This window comes from Thermococcus sp., assembly GCF_027063845.1.
Taxonomy (GTDB): domain Archaea; phylum Methanobacteriota_B; class Thermococci; order Thermococcales; family Thermococcaceae; genus Thermococcus.
On sequence record NZ_JAMOQU010000101.1, the window covers coordinates 46,112 to 67,976 of the forward strand.

The following is a 21,865-nucleotide window of genomic DNA, read 5'->3' on the forward strand; positions in this document are numbered from 1 at the left end:
TGGTGGGCATGGAAGAACTTTTCCTTCTTTCCTTCTCAATTCCTCTCGCCGCGGGGCTTATGCTGTTCAAACTCGATGGTAAGCGGGCGGATTATTTCATGCTCATCACTGTCATCATCACAACCCTCCTCAACGTCCTCGGGGTTTACGAGTTCTGCTCCTCTGGAATGAAAACCATCCATAAGGCCCTGCTGACCTCAAAAAGCCTGGGCGAGGTTTACGGCGTTTTGATAGACCCGATGAGCGTTGCGGTCGGCCTTGTGGTATCAACGGCGGGCTTGCTCTTCATGCTGTACGCGGTTGATTACATGAGCCCGAACAACAGGGAACATCCCGTTTACGAGGGTAAGGGACGCTTTTACGCCTGGATGGTGCTCTTCATAGGCGCGACCCTTGCCTTCGTGTACTCGTCGTCGGTTCTCCAGTTGCTGATATTCTTCGAGATAATGAGCCTCGCCTGCTGGGGTGTCGTGAGCTACTACGGAAGCAAGGAGGCCAAGCGGTCCGCTTACAAGGCCTTCATCGTCACTAACTTCGGCGCGATGATAGGTCTCTACACTGCCGTTGGCGTTGGAATTACACACCTCCACAATCTGAGCCTCTTCGCCTACTCCTCCCTCGAGAGCCATTTGAAGCTGATTGTGTTCCTGGCCGTTGTTATAGCGGCCTTCACGAAGAGCGCCCAGTTCCCCTTCTACTCATGGCTACCTGATGCGATGGTTGCCCCAACACCAGCGAGCGCCTTCCTTCACGGCGCGGCGATGGTCGAGATGGGTGTCTTCCTCCTCGCGAGATTCATCCAGTTCATGCAACCGATTCCGAGGGAAGGCTTCTACGTCATGGCGGGCCTGATAATAGCCACCCAGCTAATCTGCATCCTCATGTATCCCTTCCAGAGGGATGCGAAAAGGCTCTTGGCCTATTCAACGATAGCCGAATCTGGCTTGATGTACGTCGCCCTCGCAACGGCCGTCCTCGGCATGGAGAGCGGTCTTCAGGCCTCGGTCTTCCAGCTCTTCAACCACGCCTACATCAAGGGCTTAGCATTCCTCACCGCTGGAACCTTCAGCTACGCCCTCGGAACCCTTGAGATGGACAGGATAAGGGGACTAATCAAATCCCCGGTGGTCGGCTACGGCTGGACCTTTGCGCTCCTCGGTTTGGCTGGCGTCCCGCCTTTCGGCGTGTTCTTTGGAAAGCTCGGCATACTCAGCAACGCGAACGCAATGAGGGAGAGCATGCTCGTCCTGGCTATGTTCGCCCTCCTCCTGCTGGACTCGGCGGTGTTTCTCATGGTGTCGCTGAAGAGGGTGCACTCGATGGTCTTCAGCGAAGGCAACGAGAGAGTCGAGATAACGCCACTGATGAAGGTCGTGATGGTAATCCTGCTGATACTGGCGATAATAGCCCCGTACATAGCCTACCCGCTGGTCGCTAAGGTGGGGTGGTGAGGATGTTCGAGGTGACGCTTACCTTCTCACTCGACAGGATTTCAGTCCTCTTCGCGCTGAACGTCGCGATACTCGGAATAGCGGCGCTGATAGGGTCGTTGAAGTACATGGGAATCTACCGCTTCAAGCCGAAGATACCCTACTACCCGACCCTGTTCATCTTCATAGCCGCAATGCTACTCATCCCGATGGTTCAGGACTGGCTGAGCTTCCTCTTCCTCTGGGAGATAATGACGCTCGCCTCGTACTTCCTCATAATCTACGACTGGCCCGAGGAGAACGTCAAGAGGGCAGGATGGAAGTACTTCGTAACGATGCACCTCTTCGACACCTCACCGCTCATGCTCGCGGTCACGCTCTACTACGCCGGCCAGGGCACCTTCAACTTCGGCCCGATAAGCGAGTACAAAACTGCCATAGTTGCCCTCTTCCTCTTCGGATTCGCAGCCAAGGCAGGCCTCTTCCCGCTCCACTTCTGGCTACCTGACGCCCACCCGGCCGCCCCAAGTCCCGTCTCAGCTTTGATGAGCGGTGCGATGGTAGAGCTCGGCATCTACGGGAGCATAAGAGTCCTGGATGCGGTGAACTGGAGCGTTCCTGGCTGGATAGCCTGGCTCGTCGGAGCGATGGCGGTCTTGAGCATGCTTTCAGCAATAATAACCTACCCGCACCAGACGGACGTTAAGAGGCTCTTCGCCTGGTCTACGATAGACAACATCGGCTGGATGTACGCATTCCTCCTCGCCGGATTACTCGGAGTTGCGGGAATCGAGAAGGGGGTGAGCTACTACGTTCTGGCTCACGGCCTTGCCAAGGGGGCCGCTTTCCTGACGACTGGTGCACTACTCTACGTCTTCGGCACGAGGAACCTGGACGAGATGAAAGGCATGATAAACTCCGACCAGACGACGGCAGGGCTCTTGATAGCTTCAATCTTTGCCCTCGAAGGCGTTCCACCGTTCAACCTGTTCCTCAACAAGGTCGAGGCCATTAAAACGCTCTTCCAAGTCAACGGATGGCTGGCGCTCTTCGTGGGGCTCGAATGGGTTATAGCGTTCATCATTTTCCTGAGAACAATCCACGTCTACGTGATAAGCGACGGAAAGCCCGAAGTCAAGCGCAAACTGCCGGTTAGCATAGCCATAGCCGTGATAATCCTCCTGATTCTCTCGCTCGCGAGCCAGTTCGTGTGCAACCACGTGTGGACGGGGTGGTGAAAATGAAGGAGCTCTTCACCCTGACCGTAATCCTGTATCTCCTCTCAATCCTCGCGGTACTCCCGCTAAGGAAGAACTACAGGGCGTCAATAACAGTGGGCCACGTCTTCACTGGGTTAGCCTCAATCTCGCTCTTGGCCTTCACTGCGATGAGCCTCCCAGAGGCCCTGAAAGGAAAGGCCATCGAGTTCACCTACAACCTCGGGGTTGCAGAAATACCGTTCCACGTGGACGGTCTCTCGCTCGTCCTCTGCCTCGTCCTCGGAAGCCTTGGGTTAGCGACCTCCATATACTCGCCGAAGTACATGGAGTTCTACGAGCGCTTCGGAAGGGGCTGGCTCTACGTGGTTCTCTACTCAACCTTCGTCCTTTCGATGGTGCTCATAGTGACGACCTCGAACTTCCTGTGGTTCGTGTTCTTCTGGGAGGTCATGACCTTCACCTCTTACCTCCTCATGGTCTGGGAGAACGACGAGGAGTACGTCAGAAAAGCTGGATGGAAGTACTTCGTCACCATGCACGTCGCGAGCACGCTACCGCTTATAGTGGCCCTCGCCCTGCTCTACGCCAAGGCAGGCTCAATCGAAGGCCTCAACTTCAACAACCTATCAAAACTCCACCTCGGCCCAATCTACTACCTCCTCTTCCTCCTCGGCTTCGGTAGCAAGGCCGGTGTCGTTCCGCTCCACTTCTGGCTTCCGGATGCACACCCAGCCGCTCCGAGCAACGTCTCGGCCCTGCTGAGCGGTGCCATGATTAAGGTAGCCGTCTACGGCCTCATCAGGACGACCTGCTTCATACTCGGGCTAAATGAAACCTTCGGCTACATCGTGGCGATACTCGGAACGGTGACCCTGACGGTCGGAACGCTCTACGCCCTCAAGCAAACCGACGCGAAGAGGCTCTTAGCATACCACTCGGTGGGTCAGATGGGTTACATCTGGCTTGGAGTCGGAGCGGGCATAGCCCTCATGGCCAAAGGAGGTTCCTATGCCGCCTTCGGAGCGATAGCAATGGCCGCTGGACTTTACCACCTCGTCAACCACGCGATATTCAAGGGACTCCTCTTCCTTTCAGCGGGTTCAGTCCTCTACAGGACGCACACGAGGGAGCTCAACGTCCTTGGCGGGCTGGCGAAGCTCATGCCACTGACGGCTCTCTTCACCTTCATAGCGGCCATGTCCATAGCGGGAGAGCCGCCCTTCAACGGCTTCATGAGCAAGTGGATGATTTACCAGGGGACTTTCCTCTCGGGCGACGGACTGCTCGTCTTCTGCGGTGTGATGGCCCTCTTCATCAGCGCGGCGACGTTGGCCTCTTTCGTCAAGTTCTACACCACAGCCTTCGGAGGGGTGCCCACCAGGGTAACTGAGAACGCGGAGGAAGTTCCCCCCTCAATGCTCGTCGGAAAGGGCTTCCTCGCGGCCCTCTGCCTGCTCTTCGGACTCATACCGTCGTCTATAATACCTCTCCTCCTCGCGCCTGGAAAGGTGCTTACCGGTGCTGACCTCTCGGGCTGGATATCCACCAAGTACTGGCTCGTGACGATAAAAGCTCCCGGAATGCCGAGCGGTGGCGAGACGTACTTCAACCCCTGGCTCCTCGTCGGCGTGCTCGGCGTTTTAGCTGGAGCCATGCTCGTCTCTTACCCGAACAGGCCGAAGAAAGTCGTCAAGGTCTGGACGACGGGCGAGCCGGTCAAGATGGAGCACTACAAGCTCAAAGCAATGCACTACTACGGACCCTTCGAGGAGTACATTCACGGCCTCTACCACAGCGGGGATGTTCTGAGCGAGTGGGGTTCCGGAGTGTGCTCCGCAGTCGCGGGGGGCTACCTTGCCCTTGGTAAGACACTGCTCAGGTGGGCCGACAAGGTTGGAAGAGGCATCACGAGCGCGGGCAGGTGGTACGTGGAGAATGGGAAGGAAGTTTACCTCGACGAGGCCGTTGCGTCGCCCTTCGTCCAGCTGGTCAAGGGACTGGCAATAGGACTGGAGGAACTCTCGCTCAACTACAACCTCCTGCTGGCCGTTGCGGTTGCCGTGCTGGGTCTAATCCTCCTAATCCTCGCGGGGTGGTGAAGATGAGCGGTTACGAGAGGATAGCCTTCAGTTTCATCGCGGTCTGTCTCATACTGTTCCTCCCCCCACTGCTCGACGGGGTAGCGAGAAAAATTAAGGCCAAGATTCAGCTCAGGCAGGGAGCGCCGATACTCCAGACCTACTATGACCTCGTGACCTTCCTCTCGATGGAGCCGGTTTACCCGACCGAAAGGCTCGCCTTTAGGTTGGCTCCCTATATAGCCTTCGCCTCCGCGGTCTCAGCTGCGCTCGTGCTCCCCTACGGAAGGGTCATACCGGTAAGCTTCACCGGCGACATCTTCGTATTCCTCTACGTCCTGGCGATGGTCTCGATAGCCTACATGATAGCGGGCTTCAGCCTCAACAACACCTACACCAACACCGGAGCCAACAGGGAAATGATGATAATGTTGAGCATAGAGCCCGTCCTCGGCCTCGCGATAGGAACCTTAGCCCTAAACGCCCACACCCTCAGGATTGGGGCCATACCGTTCGCAGTAACCTTTACGCTCTCGGTTCTCCTCGCGTACGGCCTGCTGGCTTACTCGGTTTACGTCGAGGGAGGCTTCATACCCTTTGACGTGGCAGAGGCGGAGCAGGAGATACTCGAGGGTGTTTTCTCGGAGTACAGCGGTTACTTGCTCGGGATATTCAAGTGGGCGCTCATGATAAAGCGCTTCGCCCTGCTGTGGCTCCTCAGCAGTTTCATCTCGATACCTCTCGTGAGGAACATCGCGAGTGGTGCTCTCGGCGGGGCCTTAATCCTCGTCATCCAGCTGATGGTTCTCTTCCTGCTCTACACAAGCATAGCGGTGATTGAATCCATGAACGCGAGGCTCAGGATAGAGCAAATCATCAGGCAGAACGCGGGGGTGTTCGTCTGCTCCATAGCGGTCCTCGTCCTCGCGGCTCTGGGGTGGTGAAGATGAAGGAATGGGCGCGTAAGATTACCGATGAGAAGGTTCGGGAGAGGTACGTTAACGAGGTCATCGAGAGGTTCAGGGATAAGATTATCCGCGTCGAGAGGAACGCTGACAACCAGTGGATGATCGAGATTCGGAAGGAAGACCTTCCTGAGGTCATAGGCTACATAATAAACCACCCTGAGTGGAAGGAGACCCAGCTGTCCACGATGGTCGGGGCCGACGAGAGACCCCTGAGGGGCAAGTTCAGCCTGATCTACTGGATATCGATAAACGGAGCAAGCGGGGACGTGTTCTTCGGCATAAAGACCTACATCTCGGAGGACGATCCGAAGTTCCCCTCGGTCACACCGATTCACCCGGGCGCTAACTGGTACGAGAGAGAAGTAAAAGACCTGCTCGGCCTCATCCCGGAGGGCCATCCTGACCCGAGGCGCTTGGTTCTCCCGGATGACTGGCCAGAAGGGGTCTATCCCCTCAGGAAGGACTTCCACTACACCGACAGCCCGAAGAGAGAGTTCACCGACGAGACCAAGTATCCCTATAGGGAGCCACCCAAGGGAACCGCCGTCTTCCCGCTCGGGCCGTACCACGTTGCGCTCGACGAGCCGGGCCACTTCAGGCTCTACGTCAAGGGAGAGGAGATAGTTGACGTTGACTACAGGCTGTTCTACCAGCACAGGGGAATAGAGAAGATAGGCGAGAACAGGCTGACCTACGACCAGGTCAACTTCATAGCCGAGAGAATATGCGGAATCTGCGGCACGGCCCATGCCCTCGCCTACGCTCAGGCTGTTGAAGCGGCGGGGGGTGTGGAAGTCCCCGAGAGGGCCGAGTACATCAGGACAGTCATGGCGGAGATAGAGAGGCTCCACAGCCACCTCCTCAACCTCGGTTTGGCCTGCCACGACGTCGGCTTCGACAAGGGCTTCATGGATGCGTTCAGGCTGAGGGAGCACGTGATGTGGCTGGCCGAGAGGCTCACGGGGAACAGGAAGACCTACGGAATGGTCGTCATCGGTGGCGTCAGAAGGGACTTCCTCGAATACAGGAGGAGCATGATCGAGAAGGTCATCAGGGAGCTCAGGGAGGGCTTCCAGAAGTGGGCCGACCAGACGCTATCAACCAAAACTTTCGTGAAGCGCTGTGAGGGCGTTGGAGTTCTCTCCTACAAGGACGCGAAGAGGTGGAGCTCGGTCGGGCCCTGGGCGAGGGGCTCGGGAAGGGACCTCGACGCGAGAAGGGACCACCCGTTTGCGGCCTACAAGTACCTCGACTTCAAGGTTCCGGTTTACAAGGAGGGAGACGTTCTGGCGAGATGTTTAGTAAGGGCGGAGGAGATTCTTGAGTCCATCTGGATAATAGAGCAGGCCCTCGACGAGATGCCGGGAGGGGACATCCTCGCGGAGTGGAAGGAGATACCTCCTTACCAGGAAGCGGTAGGCTTCACCGAGGCGCCGAGGGGAGAAGACGTCCACTACGTCATGACGGGTGAGGGTAACAGGCTCTACCGCTGGAGGATAAGGGCGTCAACATACAATAACTTCCCCGCTTTGCCAGACGCTATGAGGGGTAACAGCGTGGCCGATGCCGTTCTGATAATAGCCTCCATGGACCCGTGCTACTCCTGTACCGAGAGGGTTCAGGTCGTTGACGCGAGGAGCGGTAAGGTGAGGGTTCTCACGGAGAAAGAGCTCACCGAACTGTCAAGAAAGGCCAGCAGGGGGGTCTGAAATGGCCGTCACGCTGAAGTACCCCTTCGTGAAGATTGAGGCCCCTCCCGAGTACAGGGGAGTTCCGCACATAAACCCGAGGCTCTGCATAGGCTGTGGCGCCTGCGTTAACGCCTGTCCCGCCGATGCGCTGCTGAGGATAGACGATTACGAAAAAGGAACGAGGAAAATCGTCCTCGACGTTGGCAGGTGCATACGCTGTGCCCGCTGTGACGAGGCCTGCCCGACGGGAGCGATAAGGATGACGAGGAACTTCGAGGTGGCAACCCTTGACAGGAAAGACCACGTCGAGGTCGTTGAGCTAAGGCTCCACAGGTGTCCCAACTGCGGAAGCTACACGGACTACACCGAGAGGGCCCTCGAAAAGGCCCTCCAGATACTCCCAGAGGGGCTCTTTGACGGGGATGAAATCAGAAAACGCGCAATCCTCTGCAGGAACTGCCGGAGGAAGCTCACCGTTGATGATGCCGTAGAGGCGAGCAGGGAGGTGGTAGAATGAGGCTCCGCTCGCTTTATGTTTTCCACCTCGACACCGGAGCCTGCAACGGGTGCGAGATAGAGCTCTTCGACATTCTGACCCCGTATTATGACGCTGAAAGGCTTGGCGTCAGGCTTGCCGCTTCACCGAGGCACGCCCACGCGATGGCCGCAACGGGCCCGCTCACGAGGCAGGCCTACTACGCGGCCAAAGAGGCAATAAAGGCGATGCCCCCGAAGCCGAGGATAATAGTGGCCATAGGAACGTGCGCATGCAGCGGGGGGATATTCTACAACGGCTATCCGATATACAGACGTCCTGAGAGCGGCAGGGAGGGACAAGAATATCCTAGGAGGGGCGGAATATTCGAGCTGGTTCAGGACTTGAGGGACGAGGGAGAATACGTTGGCCCCGTTGTTTACATCCCCGGCTGTCCGCCGAGGCCCGAGGAAATACTGTATGGAGTAGCCTTGGCTCTAGGACTCGTCGAGAAGCAGGTTAAAGGGGAGTACTACACTGAAGAGGTCGGCTTCGAGCTTCCCGAGTACCCAATCGAGGAGAGGATACGCCTGAGCCTTAGGGAGAGGCTGAAGTACGTCGTTGGCTACTTCGACAGGGAGAAGGTTCTCGAGGACTTCATGGGGCTCGTCGCGAAAGCCAAGAGCGCGGAGGAGCTACACGGACTCATTCAGGGCTACTGCCTGAAGAACCCTGACCCGAGGGTTTCACTCGCCATGAGGGTTCTCAAACGGGAGTTCCTCAGGCTGAAGGAGAAGTACGGATGGGAGGTGAAAGGGAGTGCCGAAGCTCTTCAAGGCGAGGTACGTGGGCTTCAGGTCTCCGCTGACGGCGATGCTGGACCACGTTGACGCCGACTTCACCCTCTACGAGGAGGTCGGTGAGGTGTCGGTGGAGACGTGCAAACTGATACGGAAGGTCTTCGGACGTTCATACCTTACCTTAGATGACCTTCCGGGGGTCCTCAAGCTCAAACTCCCCGGAAGGGACAGGGAAGTCCTGATGAGGGCCCTCAGCGGCCTGAAACCCGATGAAAAGCTCAAATTGGAAAGGGGGTGAGCAAAGATGGTGGATGCAAAGGAGAAAATACTGTACGGGGTGGATACGACCTTTGAGGGCATAGCCAAGAAGGCCACCCCGAAGTTTAAGACAACCCCTGGAAGGCTGCTCTTCGCCGGCTTTATGGCGGGTGCCTTCATAGCCTTCGGCTTCCTGCTGGCCGTCGTGGCCGGCTGTATCGCCAAGTACCCGCCGTTTGCAGTGGGTGACACCTTCAACAAGGCGCTCTTCAAGGTCCTGCTCGGTGCGGTCTTCCCGGTCGGCCTCATAGCGGTCGTCCTTGGAGGAGCGGACCTCTGGACAGGCAACGTCCAGTTCCTCAGCTCGGCCAAGGTCAAGGGCTACGCCGACTTCAAGTGCGTCCTCTACAACTGGTTCGGAAGCTACGGTGGAAACTTCATAGGCTCTATATTCCTAGCGCTCATGGCGGTTCCGCTCACGGGACTCTTCGGCCACGTCGGCGACCCGAACCTCTTCGGCAACACAGTCGTTGCAATAGCGCACGGCAAGGTCTCAAAGGACATACTGGCCCTGTTCTTCCTTGGAATAGGATGTAACTGGCTCGTCAACCTCGCCATCTGGCAGTCAGCCAGGGTGCAGGACGGGGCCGGCAAGATACTGGCCATATGGTTCCCGATATTCGCCTTCGTTGCCATAGGCTTCGAGCACGCGATAGCGAACATGTGGGCGATTCCGACGGGCATAATAGCCAGCAACTACGCCATAACCTGGAGCCAGTTCTTCCACAACGTAATCCCAGTGACCTTCGGCAACGCGGTTGGAGGCTTCCTCTTCGTGGCGTTCTACTACTGGTACCTCAGCCACCCCGAGCTGACGGCCGAGAGACTCGTCAAGGAAATCGTTGACTTCCTCGTCGTGTTCGCAGTGTTCTGGATTCTGGCCACGCTGATACCCGCTGGAATAGGCATCGCCCTTGACAAGGCCATGGGAAGCGGTGCCATGTACGCCGTCCCGGTGGTGCTTTCAATCTACTACATAGTCGGCACCTTTGCGCTTGCCAAGGTTGCCAAGCCCGCCTGACGGCCCTTTCCTTTTTTCACAATTCGAGAGGTGAGACTGATGTCGTCTGAGGTTGTTATGCTCATGAAAATCATCCTCCCACTCTACGTGACGGCCTTCCTCCTCTACACGGTCAGAGCCATCAAAGGCCCAACAATACCAGACATAATCCTCGCAGTAGACTGCATGAGCTTCGACATAGCCGCATTCATGGCAATCCTCGCGATCTACTTCAAAAGCGTGTATCTCATCAGTGGAGCCATAACCCTCGCACTCTGGGCCTACTTGCTCGACGTTTACATCGCAAACCACCTCACAAAAAAGGAGGTGGGAGCGTGAACATACTTTTCCTCCTCGGCGCAATCCTAGTAACCATCGGCGGAATCTGCGACCTCTTTGGAGCAATCGGCCTTCTAAAATTCCCAAACTTCTACGTCAGACTACACGCGGCAACAATCGGAACAATAGGAGGAGCAGCAATCCCCCTCTTCGGAGTAGCACTACTAGCACTCGGCACAAACATACCACACAAGCACGCAATAGCAGGAGCCAGCCTCATCACGGGGATAATCACCCTCCTCGCCGCACCAGCAGGAGCCACAGCATTAGCATACGCCGCCCACAAAACTAACGCTGTGGAGTGGAAACCCAAAATAGACCACCTAAAGGAGGCGAGAAAATGATTGAGTTACACTTAACAATCCTCGCAATAACCGCACTAATCGGATTAATCGCCTCCTACTTAGCAATAACGGAAAAAGACCTTCTCAAGGCTGTGGGCTACTCCGCAGTCCAGGCAATAGCCTATGCAATCGCATTCTACCTCCTAATGGCGCCCGACATCGTTCTGGCATACGTCGCAATCGCAGTGGGAATATACTCGGCACTCCTCATCTTCATCATCGGGAAAACCGAACGATACGAGGTGATGTAAATGAAACGCTTAACCGGCCTGCTTACAATCCTCATCATCACACTCGGAGTGGCAATTTACCTCGCCCAGAACATTATCCCACCCGAAAACCTCCACCCGCTCGGAGAGTACTACCTCGAAAACAGCTACTTCGGAGAACACTCAGCAAAAAGCCCGGAGGTAGTAACCTCAATCCTCTGGGACTACCGTGGCGTTGACACGCTGTTCGAAACGGCCGTCTTCTTCCTCGCAATAATCGGAAGCCTCACCATCTTCAGACTGAACAGAGAGCAAAGCGAAGAAGCAAAACAAGGCGAGCCAAAACCACAGCTTCCAGAGCCTGTCGTAGTGGTCACAAAACTCACGGTTGCAATGATTTTAGCGGTCTCAGCCTCAATAGCCCTTCACGGGCAATTAACGCCCGGCGGCGGCTTCCAGGGCGGTTCGGCCTTGGCGGTAGCACCCCTCCTCGTAATAGCCGCCTACACCAAATACGCCCTCGAGAAAAACGGTTTAGACAAGACGAGGGCAATAATAATCCGCTCCATTGGCTTACTCGGAATAGCACTCACCGCCCTAACACCACTCCTCGTCAGCGGTTATATCATGCAGAACCAGCCAATCTTTCCAGGAGAAGCCCTCGGAGTGCCCTTAGGAGGCTCACTCGTGCTGTACAACCTCTTCGAGTACCTCGCGGTAGGAGCGGGCTTCACGGCAGTCTTCCTGCTTCTCAGCATTCCAGAGGAGAAGTTCAAGAAATTCCTGGGGGTGAGGAGATGATATCACTCCTATGGAGCATTACGATAGTCTCACTCCTCGCGACGCTCATCATAAGCGTTTACGGGATTGTCGCGAAACCAAACCTCGTGAAAAAGCTCATTGCATTGACAATCTTCGGGGATACGGCAAACGTTCTCGTAGTCCTCCTCGGTTATAGAGTAATCTACCCCGTGAAGCCACCAATCTTGCCCGAACTCTCAAAGAGGGCCCTCGGCGAGTTCGTCAAAACGGCCGTTGACCCGCTTCCCCAAGCGTTAGTCATAACGGCGGTAGTCATTGGCATGGCGGTCAACATTCTCATTGCCTTCGCGGTAATTCAAATTTACAGGATTTACGGGACGCTGGACGTTAGAGAAGTCGGGAAAACACTCCCCGAGTTACTGAGGAGGGAGGAAGCATGAGGGGGGTTGTAGCAACGGCCTTACTCGCCTTCATCACGTACATCATCTTCACAGGCTCACTCACACCCTACGATTTGGTTACTGGCGTAATAGTTGGAGTAGCCATCGGCCTCCTCGTTGGAAGATTCCTCGTGGAGAACGATGCCAAAGCCCTCAATCCAGTTAGATGGGCCTGGGGCTTGGTTTACTTCCTCTGGTACTTCCTTGTCGCGGAAGTCAAGGCGCACGCGGACGTGATGAGGCGGATAATCACTGGTGACATTGAACCCGGCATAGTGAAGGTCCCATTGAAGGTGAAGAGCGAGTACGCGAGGACTCTCGTCGCCAACTCGATTACGAACACTCCTGGGACAGTTGTCGTTGACGTGGACGAGGATTACCTGTACGTGAACTGGATTAACGTGACTACTGATGAGCCTGAAGAAGCCAAAAAAGAAATCTGTGAGGAGTTTGAGAAGTACGCGGAGAGGATATTCGAGTGAGGTGGTGAGGATGAACGTGGTTGGCTTAACCCCAATAATCCCAATCCTCTTCGCCTTCGCATTACCGCTAACTTCAATCCTCGTCAAGGGCGACAGGAGGATTGTGCAGGCTTACGCTTTGACAGGCACGGGCTTGACTCTCCTAAGCGCCGTCAAACTCTTCCAGCTGGCGTACTCTTCAAAAGAACCATTGATTTACACTTTCGGCGGCTGGACTGCTCCAGTGGGCATAATCTACGAGGCCGACAAGATGAGCGCTTTAATAGCCCTGGTAACTGCCACACTAATGTTCCTCATTGCAATCTACAGTTACCGCTATCTTGAGGGCGAAGCCGGCCTGGAGTGGTATTACACGCTTTACCTCGGGCTTGAGGCTGGCTTGCTCGGCGTCCTCTTAACGGGTGACGCCTTCAACCTCTTCGTCATGATTGAGGTTACGAGCATTGCGGCTTACGCTTTAGTCATGTACTACAGGGACAGGGGGGATTCAGTAGTTGCTGGATTAAAATACGCGCTGATTGGCGCGGTTGGGACGACGATGTACTTTATAGCCCTGGGAGTCCTTTATTACGGCTTTGGAACGCTGAACTTCGCAAACTTAAGCGCGTTGGTTCACGGGATGAGCTTCCCGGTGGTTGGGAAGCCTTACGGGGATGTTGTCATTGCCTCTGGAGTTGCTTTGGCTTTAGCCACTTGGGCGTTCCTGATTAAGGCTGCCGTGTTTCCAAACCACTTCTGGCTTCCGGAGGCTCATCCAGCGGCCCCGAGTCCAATTTCGGCAATCCTTTCAGGAGTGGTGGTTAACGTTGGCGTTTACGCTTTGGTCAGGTTCCTGTACACGGTTTACGGTGGAGCTTTAACTTCCAGCCTGTCCAGCGTGGTTCACGCGCTCAGCGTCGTCCTAATGCTCCTTGGGGCGGTTTCAGCCCTGTTCGGGGCGTTAATGATGCTTGTCCAAAAGGACGTGAAGAGGCTGATTGCTTACTCGACAATAATGCACATGGGTTACCTTGTAATGGCCGTAGGCATTGGCACTCAGCTTGCCCTGAGCGCGGCAATCTTTCACATGGTGAATCATGCTATCGCCAAGGCTTTGCTCTTCCTCTCGGCTGGAGTCTTCATTCACGCCGCGGGCTCGAGGAACTTGGAGGATTTGGCGGGGCTTGGCAGGAAGATGCCAGTGGCGACGTTCAGTTTGGCGGTGGCTTCGCTGAGTCTCGTTGGTGTTCCACCGTTCAACGTGTTCTTCAGTAAGTTACTTCTCTTCGACGTGTTCTTGGATGAGAATCCAGTGCTGGCTTTGGTGCTTGTTGTTAGTTCAGTGACTGCCTTGGTGGCTTATGTGAGGGTGTTTTATGAGGTTTGGCTCGGGAAGCCCAGGAAGGAGGTTGAGGGCAGGGAATGCTGGAGCATGAGCGGTGTTTGCCTGGTCCTTGCCTTGGCATGCGTTGTTGTTGGCTTGGTTGCTCCGTATGTGGTCAGTCACTACGTTGACCCTGCGGCGGCTCAGGCTGTGGATTACAAGGTGTACATCCAGAAGGCCTTGGAGTACGCGGCAAAAACCAAACTCGGCCTCTGAGCCCTTCTTTAACTTTTGGTTTACAACGAGGCGTTTCTTACCTTTTTTTGACAAACTGAGCTTTGGAAAACCGTTTTAAGCGGGAAAGAGAAGTCAAAATCGAGGGTAAACAAAAATGTTAATCCGGAGGTGGTAGCTTGCCCTTCATAGTCGCCTTCGTCTTCGCCTACATCCTCTGGCTCGTTCTAACGGCCGGAACCAACGGGCTACTCTGGAGCAGCCAAGAGCTCATAGCGGGCCTTATATTCGCCGGAATAATCGGGTACGCGACGAAAGACATCGTCGGGGAGAAGTCGACCCGCTTCCTGAACCCGATAAGGTGGCTCGAGTGGATTGCCTACGCCCCTGTTCTCTTCTGGGGAATGGTCAAGGCCAACTTTCACGTTGCGTGGCTCGTCATAACAGGGAGGATAAGGCCAGGAATCGTCAGGGTTCCCGTTGACCTCGAGGAGGACGCACAGTACACGATACTCGGCAACTCGATAACCCTCACGCCCGGAACGCTGACCATAGACGCTTGCCCAGAGGAAAAGGCCCTCTACGTCCACTGGATTGACATACCGAAGGGAATGGAGAAGCCTGAGAGCTCGGAGCCCGTTTCGGGACCCTTCGAAAAGTGGGCCAGGAGGTTGGGGAAATGATTGAGCCGGTCTTTTTTTACTCGGCACTGATAATCTCGTTTGCGGCGTTCCTGGCTATACTCAGGATTCTTCTCGGCCCCAGCGTTCCGGACAGGGTCGTGGGAGTTGATACGCTCAACACGCTCGTCGTCGCGGCGATGGTTCTCCTCGGAGCGGCCTACGACAGGACGATTTACATTGACATTGCAATCGTCTACGCGCTCCTGAGCTACATCGGGACGCTCATAATCGCGAGGTACCTCCAGGGGGGATTGGAATGAGCTGGGTCAACTACCTGATTTACGCCTTCCTCGCGGTAAACATCACCTTCAACCTCCTCGGGAGCATAGCCCTCCACCGCTTCCCGGACGTTTACACGAGACTCCACGGCGCGACCAAGTGCACTACCTTTGGAACGATATTCGCCGTTTTTGCGGTTGCGGCTCACGCCCTCTACCAGCTCCACGTCACGGGCGATGCGAAGTACCTCCAGATGACCCTTCACAGCTTCGTGGCCCTGATAGCGCTCCTCCTCACGAACCCGGTCGGAGCGCACGCAATAGCGAAAGCCGCGCACCTGAGCGGTTACAAGCCGGCTAAAGCTGTCATCGATGCATACGAGGAGAAGCTCGGGGGTGGAAAGGAATGAACGCCCTCACCCTTGACATGGCAATTCAGGCAATAATACTCATCGGTGTTCTCATCACTGCCTACCTCACGATTCGCTTCAGGGACCTTCTCGCGGCAACGCTTATGTCGGCCGCGATGAGCCTGCTCCTCAGCCTCGAGTTCTACATGCTACACGCGCCTGACGTCGCGATAGCCGAGGCAGCTGTGGGAGCTGGTGTCGTTACCGCCCTCGTGGTTTACGGCATAGCCAAGACCGAGAGATGGGAGGTGGAACGATGAAGAAGACGATAGCTTACCTCTCACTGCTCTTCATCCTCGGGGTGCTTCTCTACGTGGCCAATCCCAACTACGGCCTCAAGTTCGGCCCGGGCGGGGACGACTGGAAGAACCTCCGCTACACCGACAACTACTACATCACGCACGGCGTTCAGGAAGTCGGCGGTACCAACATCGTCACGGACATAGTGTTCGACTACCGTGGCTACGATACGATTGGAGAGGCGACCGTCCTTTTCACGGCGATAGCGGGAGCTGTGGCCCTTCTGAGGCCCTGGAGGGGGGATGAGGAATGAGGCCGAGGTGCGGCACCGATATGGGGCTCATCGTCAAGACCTCAGCGAGGGCAATAATCCCGCTCATAGGCATCTTCGGAGCCTACATAGTGGCCCACGGTCACCTGACACCGGGAGGTGGCTTCCAGGGAGGAGCGACGATAGCCGGGGCTGGAATACTGTTCCTCGTGGCATTCGGCCTCAACGAGATGAGGAAGCACTACAACAAGCACCTCTACTCTGCCCTCGAAGGGCTCGGCGGTCTCGTCTTCCTCGGCGCGGCGATGCTCGGCATAGGCACGGCGTTCTTCTACAACACGCTCTGGCACAACGGGCCGATATTCAACGGAAAGCCCGGAACGCTCCTCTCGGCCGGATTCCTGCCCATAATGAACCTTGCCGTCGGCCTTAAGGTCTTCACGGGCCTTGTGAGCGCGCTCGTTGCCATAGCCATGTACAGGAGGTGGAAGTCATGATTCAGTTTCAATTCATAACGGCCTTCCTTCTCATAGTCCTCGGGATATACGCCTTCTTAGCCAAAAGAAACCTCATCAAGCTGATTTTAGCGCTCGACATCATAGATTCTGGCATTCATTTGCTCCTAATCAGCCTCGGCTACCGCATAGAGCTGAACGAGGTTCCGACGGCACCGATTTATACCGGCTACGAGACCCTGAAGAGCCCGATGGTCGGGCCACTTCCGCAGGCCCTGGTTCTCACGAGCATAGTCATCGGCGTCTGCGTCCTCTCGCTGGCAATGGCCCTGACGATAAACGCCTACCGCCACTACGGAACCCTTGACGTGAGAGCTTTAAGGAGGTTGAGGGGATGAACGGGGAAGCCATACTCCCATACCTCATAATCATCCCGCTCTTCGGAGCGTTCTCGATGCCGATAGTGAGCCTCATCGGCAGAAAGGCGAGGGAGGCCTGGGCCGTAATAATCAGCGGTGCTACTTTGGCGGTCGCCTCGGCGCTCTTCTACTCTGTCTGGGAGGACAGGGGGATAATCGTCTACACCCTCGGAGCCAAGAGCCCGCTCGGCCAGGGCGTCAGCTTCCCGATAAGGATAGTCTGGGAGGTCGACCTCTTCGGCGCGATTATGGTGCTCATGGTGGCCCTCGTTAGCTTCCTCGCGGTGGTTTACTCGCTCGGCTACATGAAGCACGACACCGGCTTGGACAAGTACTACACCCTCATCATAGTCCTTGAGCTCGGAATGCTGGGCATAGCGATAACCGGCGACCTCTTCAACTTCTACGTCTTCCTCGAAATCATGAGCATAGCCAGCTACGCGCTGGTCGCCTTTAGAAACGACACATGGGAGGGCATCGAGGCGGGCATAAAGTACATGTTCGTCGGCTCGATAGCGAGCTCGTTCATTTTACTCGGCATAGCGCTCCTCTACGGCCAGTACGGGACGCTGACGATGAGCTATCTCGCGGTTAAGCTCGCCCAGAACCCGACGGTCACTGCAAAGGTCGCGCTGGCCCTATTCATCGCGGGGCTCCTCTTCAAGAGCGGTGCTTCACCAGTTCACATGTGGCTGGCAGATGCCCACCCAGCCGCGCCGAGCTCAATAAGCGCGATGCTCTCTGGACTGGTCATCAAAGTTGGAGGGGTCTACGCGCTCGCGAGGCTTCTATTCAGCATCTACAGCCCACTGGCATACAAAGCACTGAGAGCATATGGCTACCCCTACATTAACATGAACACCGTCGGCTGGGCCATCATAATCTTCGCCTGCCTGACTCTGATAATAGGCAACGCGATGGCGGTAATCCAGACAGACATGAAGAGACTCTTAGCTTACTCCTCAGTGGGACAGATAGGCTACATCCTCCTCGGCCTCGGAATCGGCTTAGCGGCCTACGGAAGCCACACTGGCGAGGTGGCCCTTGCAGGAGCGATTTACCACACCTTCAACCACGCACTCATGAAGGCGCTTCTCTTCCTGATTGCAGGAGTCGTAATCCACGAGCTCGGCACGAGGGACCTCAACGAGCTGAGCGGTTTAGCTAAGACAATGCCAAAGACCACTTTCGCCTTCCTCATCGGGGCGGCCGCGATAATAGGAATGCCACCCCTCAACGGCTTCGCGAGCAAGTGGCTCATCTACGAGAGCTCGGCCATATTCAACCCGATACTCGGTGCGATAGCGATAATCGGAACGGCATTCTGTACGGCAGCATACGTCAGGGTTCTCTACACGTTCTTCGGAAGGCCCAGCGAGAGGGTAATGAAGGCCAAAGACCCTGAGGCGAGCATGCTCTGGCCGATAATAATCCTCGCGGTCGCGATAGTCATCATGGGGCTCTTCCCCTGGCAGATAAGCGAGAAGGTCATGCTTCCAGCGGCTAAAGCCCTTGAGGACCAGCTGGCCTACATAAGCGCCGTCTTAGGGGGTGCGTGAAATGTTCGGCTACTGGGATGCGCTCTACTTCGTCCTCGTTTTCATCGTCGGACTCATCTTGGCTTACCTCCTCGACAAGTGGGCGAAGAAGAGCGGAATGGGGACAAGGGAAGTCGGAGAAGGGACGAAGATATTCATCAGCGGTGAGGACCCCGAGAAGGTTATTCCGGGCTTCGAGCACCTTGAGGGCAGCTACACCGGCAGGAACGTCATGTGGGGACTAACCTACGCACTCAAGCGCTTCTTCACGGCCCTCAGGGGGGAGCACACCGGCCTGCTCACGGATTACGTGAGCTACCTGATAATAACGACCGCCTTCGTGATGATGGTATTGCTCATCTGGGGGTGAGATGGGATGGCGATAACAGTTCCCGCCAACAACGGTTCAAACTCATCGGAGCGCGAGAGGCTTGAAAAGAGAATCGCCCAGCTGTGCCGCTACATCGGGAGGTCGCCCTGGGTCTTCCACGTGAACACCGGCTCGTGCAACGGTTGCGACATCGAAATCATAGCCATTTTAACACCGAGGTACGATGCAGAGCGCTTTGGAGTCAAGCTCGTCGGAAGTCCCAGGCACGCCGACATACTCCTCGTCACCGGGCCCGTAACCAACCAGAGCCTTGAGAGGGTCAAACTGGTTTACGAGCAGACACCTGACCCGAAGATAGTCATGGCCGTCGGGGCCTGTGCCACAGGTGGCGGTGTCTTCTACGAGAGCCCCTTCACCAACGCGCCGCTGGGCAACGTGATTCCTGTCGATGTTTACGTCCCGGGCTGTCCGCCGAGGCCGGAGGCGATACTACATGGGGTTGTTTTGGCACTGGAAAAGCTGGCTAAAATCCTGAAAGGAGAAGTCCCGGGAGGGGAGGAACATGAATGATAACCCCGTTAACGAGGCGAACGAGGTCAAAGAGCCCACCAAGGCCCAAAAAGTGGCTGAAACAATAGCGGAGCACTTTCCAAATGCCCAGGTCGAGGTCAGGGTCAACAAGTGGGGGCGCGAGAGGGTCTGGGTCAGAATCCCGAGGGAGGACTACAAGGCCCTGATGAGGTTCATAAAGGAGCTCGACGGCGAGGCCCACTACTCGATAGGCATCGAGCAGGATTTGGGGGAGGAGCTGGGCTTTCTGAGCCACCTCGCAATCCACTACGATGACGCTCCCGCGGTGTCGCTCATAGTTGACGTCCGCGTGCCGAAGGACGACCCGGTGATTCCAGACATCAGCGACGTCTTCCCCATAGCGACCCAGTACGAGAGGGAAGCGGCAGAGATGGTCGGGATAGTCTTCGAGGGCATCCCAGACAGGAGGAGGCTCTTTTTACCGGACGACTTCCCCGAAGGCATATACCCTCTCCGCCTCGACGATAAGGGCATTCCGGAGGAGATGGTGCACAACGCGGGCCACCCCTACCTCATAAAGAAAGGAGGGAAGAGGGCATGACAAAGGTTGAGTACTGGGTCAAGATACCCTTCGGCCCGATTCATCCCGGCTTAGAGGAGCCCGAGAAGTTCATACTCACCCTCGACGGCGAGAGGATAGTTGACGTAGATGTGAAGCTCGGCTACAACCTGCGCGGAATCCAGTGGATAGCCATGAGGAGGAACTACATCCAGATAATGTACCTAGCCGAAAGGATATGCGGGATATGCAGTTTCTCCCACAACCACACCTACACGAGGGCGGTGGAAGAGGCCGCTGGAATAGAGGTTCCCGAGAGGGCAGAGTACATCCGCGTAATCATCGGCGAGCTCGAGAGGATACACAGCCACCTGCTCAACCTCGGCGTTTTAGCCCACGACATAGGCTACGACACGGTTCTGCACCTCACCTGGCTCGCCCGTGAAAAGGTCATGGACACGCTTGAGGCCGTTGCAGGAAACCGCGTCAACTACTCGATGGTGACCATCGGAGGCGTCAGGAGGGACATAGACGAGAAGAGGAGAAGGATAATCCTCGACATGATAAAGTACTACAAGGAGGTCTTCCCGCAGATTGAAGATATTTTCCTCCACGACCCGACGATAGAGGCGCGTTTCAGGGACTGCGCGGTTATAAGCAGGCGCGTCGCGATGGAGCAGGGCGCAGTCGGCCCAACGGGAAGGGGAAGCGGAATCCGTGACGACGCGCGCTGGAGCGAGAAGTTAGGAGTTTATCCCGACCTGGGAATAAAGCCGGTCATGCCCCAGGACGTTACGGGCGAAAGGCCGAGGGGCGATGTATTCGACAGGATGGCGGTGAGGATAGGCGAGCTGTGGCAGAGTTTAGAGCTTATCGAGCACGCCCTCGACCAGATGCCCGACGGTAAGATAAAGGCCTTCCCAAAGGACAACGTCCTCTTCGCCAAGCTCAGGCTTCTGGTTGACGGCGAGGGAATAGGCAGGTATGAGGCGCCGAGGGGGGAGCTGGTGCACTACGTCCGTGGAAAGAAGGGAAGCGACAAGCCCCTCCGCTGGAAGCCGAGAGAACCAACGTTCCCGAACCTGTTCGCAGTAGCTGAGGGCGTCAAGGGCGACCAGGTGGCCGACTTCGTCGTTGCCGTCGCCTCGATAGACCCGTGCCTGAGCTGTACGGACAGGGTTGCGGTCGTCGAAGACGGAAAGAAGAGGGTTCTGACCGAGAAGGACCTCCTGAAGGCCTCGATAAAGAAGACGCGCGAGATTAATCCCGCAATAAAGGGAGACCCAACCCCTGTAGGGTTCGGCTGTTCGAGGTGATGCTCATGGACGTGATGGGGAGCATAGTTTACCCGATTGCGGGCCTGCTCGGGCTCTACGGCTTCGTTTCGCTCGCCTCGCTCCTCTGGGAGGGAATAGACAGGAAACTGGTTGCGAGGATGCAGAGGCGCGTCGGACCGCCAATCGTTCAGCCCTTCTACGACTTCCTCAAGCTGGCGAGCAAGGAAACCATAGTGCCCAAAACCGCCAACTACATGTTCAGGGCCGCGCCGGTTTTAGCTCTGGCAACGGCGATAGCGCTCCTGGCTTACACGCCGATGGGCTTCACACCGATTTTGGCCAGCAAGGGCGACGTCATAGTCTTCATCTACCTCCTCACGCTGATATGCTTCTTCAAGGTGGTGGGAGCGATAAGCTCGGGCAACCCCTACGCGAAAATCGGAGCGGCGAGGGAAGCGGCCATACTGGTGTCAAGGGAGCCAGCCATGATGCTTGCTATCTTTGCAATAATGTGGCGCCTCGAAAAGCTGGGCGTTGACAAGCCCTTCAGCATGGGGGTCTTTTACCAGCACAACATCTGGGAGATAGGAACTCCAATGAGCTTCGTTGGGGCGGTAATACTCCTCTACGTCTTCTCCGTGTGGCTGGCAAGCGAGATGGAGGTCGGGTTCTTCAACATACCAGATGCGGAGGAGGAGATAGCTGAGGGTCTGCTCGTCGAGTACAGCGGGAGGTATCTGGCACTGCTCAAGCTGACGAAGGCCCTCAAGACCTTTATAGCGGCTTCCCTCGTCGTGGCTATATTCTTCCCCTGGGGAATAGCGGGATATTTTGGCCTGA

The 21,865-nt window shown here is 56.2% G+C and carries 29 protein-coding genes; all 29 read left to right on the forward strand.

The features are described 5' to 3' along the window. Positions 1-8 precede the first annotated feature (8 nt). On the forward strand, positions 9-1,451 hold the full coding sequence (locus MVO87_RS07950) for a hydrogenase 4 subunit D (RefSeq protein WP_297552837.1): 1,443 nt from the start codon (positions 9-11) through the stop codon (positions 1,449-1,451). A gap of 2 nt (positions 1,452-1,453) precedes the next feature. After that, on the forward strand, positions 1,454-2,668 hold the full coding sequence (locus tag MVO87_RS07955; protein WP_297514638.1) for a complex I subunit 5 family protein: 1,215 nt from the start codon (positions 1,454-1,456) through the stop codon (positions 2,666-2,668). A 2-nt stretch (positions 2,669-2,670) separates the two neighbouring features. Continuing rightward, complete coding sequence (locus MVO87_RS07960; RefSeq protein WP_297514641.1) at positions 2,671-4,749, forward strand: proton-conducting transporter transmembrane domain-containing protein; 2,079 nt, start codon at positions 2,671-2,673, stop codon at positions 4,747-4,749. Between the two features lie 2 nt (positions 4,750-4,751). Beyond that, positions 4,752-5,672, forward strand: coding sequence for a respiratory chain complex I subunit 1 family protein (locus MVO87_RS07965; protein WP_297552839.1), 921 nt, complete (start codon positions 4,752-4,754; stop codon positions 5,670-5,672). 2 nt (positions 5,673-5,674) lie between these two features. Next, positions 5,675-7,405: a hydrogenase large subunit gene (locus MVO87_RS07970; RefSeq protein ID WP_297552841.1), complete on the forward strand. Its 1,731-nt coding sequence runs from the start codon at positions 5,675-5,677 to the stop codon at positions 7,403-7,405. 1 nt (position 7,406) lies between these two features. Further along, positions 7,407-7,904, forward strand: a complete 498-nt coding sequence (locus MVO87_RS07975; protein ID WP_015857683.1) for a 4Fe-4S dicluster domain-containing protein — start codon at positions 7,407-7,409, stop codon at positions 7,902-7,904. Beyond that, the gene (locus tag MVO87_RS07980) at positions 7,901-8,752 is read left to right on the forward strand and encodes an NADH-quinone oxidoreductase subunit B family protein (RefSeq protein ID WP_297552812.1); all 852 of its coding nucleotides are present in this window, start codon (positions 7,901-7,903) and stop codon (positions 8,750-8,752) included. The genes MVO87_RS07975 and MVO87_RS07980 overlap by 4 nt, the downstream gene beginning before the upstream one ends. Further along, positions 8,682-8,960 carry a hypothetical protein gene (locus MVO87_RS07985; RefSeq protein WP_297552814.1) on the forward strand — a complete coding sequence of 93 codons (279 nt, stop codon included), beginning with the start codon at positions 8,682-8,684 and terminating at the stop codon, positions 8,958-8,960. The genes MVO87_RS07980 and MVO87_RS07985 overlap by 71 nt, the downstream gene beginning before the upstream one ends. A gap of 6 nt (positions 8,961-8,966) precedes the next feature. Beyond that, complete coding sequence (locus MVO87_RS07990) at positions 8,967-10,001, forward strand: formate/nitrite transporter family protein (RefSeq protein ID WP_297552816.1); 1,035 nt, start codon at positions 8,967-8,969, stop codon at positions 9,999-10,001. A 39-nt stretch (positions 10,002-10,040) separates the two neighbouring features. After that, the gene (locus MVO87_RS07995) at positions 10,041-10,319 is read left to right on the forward strand and encodes an MrpF/PhaF family protein (RefSeq protein ID WP_297552818.1); all 279 of its coding nucleotides are present in this window, start codon (positions 10,041-10,043) and stop codon (positions 10,317-10,319) included. Then, the gene (mnhG, locus tag MVO87_RS08000; protein ID WP_297552820.1) at positions 10,316-10,663 is read left to right on the forward strand and encodes a monovalent cation/H(+) antiporter subunit G; all 348 of its coding nucleotides are present in this window, start codon (positions 10,316-10,318) and stop codon (positions 10,661-10,663) included. The genes MVO87_RS07995 and mnhG (MVO87_RS08000) overlap by 4 nt, the downstream gene beginning before the upstream one ends. Next, a complete protein-coding gene (locus MVO87_RS08005) occupies positions 10,660-10,914 on the forward strand; it encodes a hydrogenase subunit MbhD domain-containing protein (protein WP_297552822.1) in 255 nt (84 codons plus the stop codon). The genes mnhG (MVO87_RS08000) and MVO87_RS08005 overlap by 4 nt, the downstream gene beginning before the upstream one ends. Next, the gene (locus MVO87_RS08010) at positions 10,915-11,673 is read left to right on the forward strand and encodes an MnhB domain-containing protein (protein WP_297552823.1); all 759 of its coding nucleotides are present in this window, start codon (positions 10,915-10,917) and stop codon (positions 11,671-11,673) included. Then, positions 11,670-12,074 carry a sodium:proton antiporter gene (locus tag MVO87_RS08015; RefSeq protein WP_297552825.1) on the forward strand — a complete coding sequence of 135 codons (405 nt, stop codon included), beginning with the start codon at positions 11,670-11,672 and terminating at the stop codon, positions 12,072-12,074. The genes MVO87_RS08010 and MVO87_RS08015 overlap by 4 nt, the downstream gene beginning before the upstream one ends. Continuing rightward, entirely contained in the window at positions 12,071-12,556 is a 486-nt protein-coding gene (locus tag MVO87_RS08020) for a Na+/H+ antiporter subunit E (RefSeq protein WP_297552827.1), read from the forward strand. The genes MVO87_RS08015 and MVO87_RS08020 overlap by 4 nt, the downstream gene beginning before the upstream one ends. Before the next feature lie 10 nt (positions 12,557-12,566). Continuing rightward, the gene (locus tag MVO87_RS08025; protein ID WP_297552842.1) at positions 12,567-14,135 is read left to right on the forward strand and encodes a proton-conducting transporter transmembrane domain-containing protein; all 1,569 of its coding nucleotides are present in this window, start codon (positions 12,567-12,569) and stop codon (positions 14,133-14,135) included. Positions 14,136-14,272: 137 nt separating this feature from the next. Continuing rightward, a complete protein-coding gene (locus MVO87_RS08030) occupies positions 14,273-14,776 on the forward strand; it encodes a monovalent cation/H+ antiporter subunit E (protein ID WP_297552829.1) in 504 nt (167 codons plus the stop codon). Beyond that, positions 14,773-15,036, forward strand: coding sequence for a cation:proton antiporter (locus tag MVO87_RS08035; RefSeq protein WP_012751207.1), 264 nt, complete (start codon positions 14,773-14,775; stop codon positions 15,034-15,036). The genes MVO87_RS08030 and MVO87_RS08035 overlap by 4 nt, the downstream gene beginning before the upstream one ends. Then, entirely contained in the window at positions 15,033-15,404 is a 372-nt protein-coding gene (mnhG, locus tag MVO87_RS08040; RefSeq protein ID WP_297512076.1) for a monovalent cation/H(+) antiporter subunit G, read from the forward strand. Before MVO87_RS08035 ends, mnhG (MVO87_RS08040) begins: the two co-directional genes overlap by 4 nt. Continuing rightward, positions 15,401-15,664 carry a DUF4040 domain-containing protein gene (locus MVO87_RS08045; protein WP_297512079.1) on the forward strand — a complete coding sequence of 88 codons (264 nt, stop codon included), beginning with the start codon at positions 15,401-15,403 and terminating at the stop codon, positions 15,662-15,664. The genes mnhG (MVO87_RS08040) and MVO87_RS08045 overlap by 4 nt, the downstream gene beginning before the upstream one ends. Next, complete coding sequence (gene mbhE, locus MVO87_RS08050) at positions 15,661-15,957, forward strand: hydrogen gas-evolving membrane-bound hydrogenase subunit E (RefSeq protein ID WP_297512081.1); 297 nt, start codon at positions 15,661-15,663, stop codon at positions 15,955-15,957. The genes MVO87_RS08045 and mbhE overlap by 4 nt, the downstream gene beginning before the upstream one ends. Next, positions 15,954-16,412, forward strand: coding sequence for a Na(+)/H(+) antiporter subunit B (locus MVO87_RS08055; protein ID WP_297512083.1), 459 nt, complete (start codon positions 15,954-15,956; stop codon positions 16,410-16,412). Before mbhE ends, MVO87_RS08055 begins: the two co-directional genes overlap by 4 nt. Then, positions 16,409-16,768: an NADH-quinone oxidoreductase subunit K gene (locus MVO87_RS08060; RefSeq protein ID WP_012751202.1), complete on the forward strand. Its 360-nt coding sequence runs from the start codon at positions 16,409-16,411 to the stop codon at positions 16,766-16,768. The genes MVO87_RS08055 and MVO87_RS08060 overlap by 4 nt, the downstream gene beginning before the upstream one ends. Continuing rightward, positions 16,765-18,348: a proton-conducting transporter transmembrane domain-containing protein gene (locus MVO87_RS08065; RefSeq protein ID WP_297552830.1), complete on the forward strand. Its 1,584-nt coding sequence runs from the start codon at positions 16,765-16,767 to the stop codon at positions 18,346-18,348. Before MVO87_RS08060 ends, MVO87_RS08065 begins: the two co-directional genes overlap by 4 nt. 1 nt (position 18,349) lies before the next feature. Further along, entirely contained in the window at positions 18,350-18,697 is a 348-nt protein-coding gene (mbhI, locus tag MVO87_RS08070; protein ID WP_297512334.1) for a membrane-bound hydrogenase complex subunit MbhI, read from the forward strand. Between the two features lie 6 nt (positions 18,698-18,703). Continuing rightward, positions 18,704-19,228, forward strand: coding sequence for an NADH-quinone oxidoreductase subunit B family protein (locus MVO87_RS08075; protein ID WP_297512332.1), 525 nt, complete (start codon positions 18,704-18,706; stop codon positions 19,226-19,228). Continuing rightward, on the forward strand, positions 19,221-19,790 hold the full coding sequence (locus MVO87_RS08080) for an NADH-quinone oxidoreductase subunit C (RefSeq protein WP_297552832.1): 570 nt from the start codon (positions 19,221-19,223) through the stop codon (positions 19,788-19,790). The genes MVO87_RS08075 and MVO87_RS08080 overlap by 8 nt, the downstream gene beginning before the upstream one ends. Next, positions 19,787-21,064 carry a hydrogenase large subunit gene (locus tag MVO87_RS08085; protein ID WP_297552834.1) on the forward strand — a complete coding sequence of 426 codons (1,278 nt, stop codon included), beginning with the start codon at positions 19,787-19,789 and terminating at the stop codon, positions 21,062-21,064. Before MVO87_RS08080 ends, MVO87_RS08085 begins: the two co-directional genes overlap by 4 nt. 5 nt (positions 21,065-21,069) lie before the next feature. After that, positions 21,070-21,865 (forward strand): respiratory chain complex I subunit 1 family protein (locus tag MVO87_RS08090; RefSeq protein WP_297552844.1); only part of this gene is annotated, 796 nt, incomplete at its 3' end.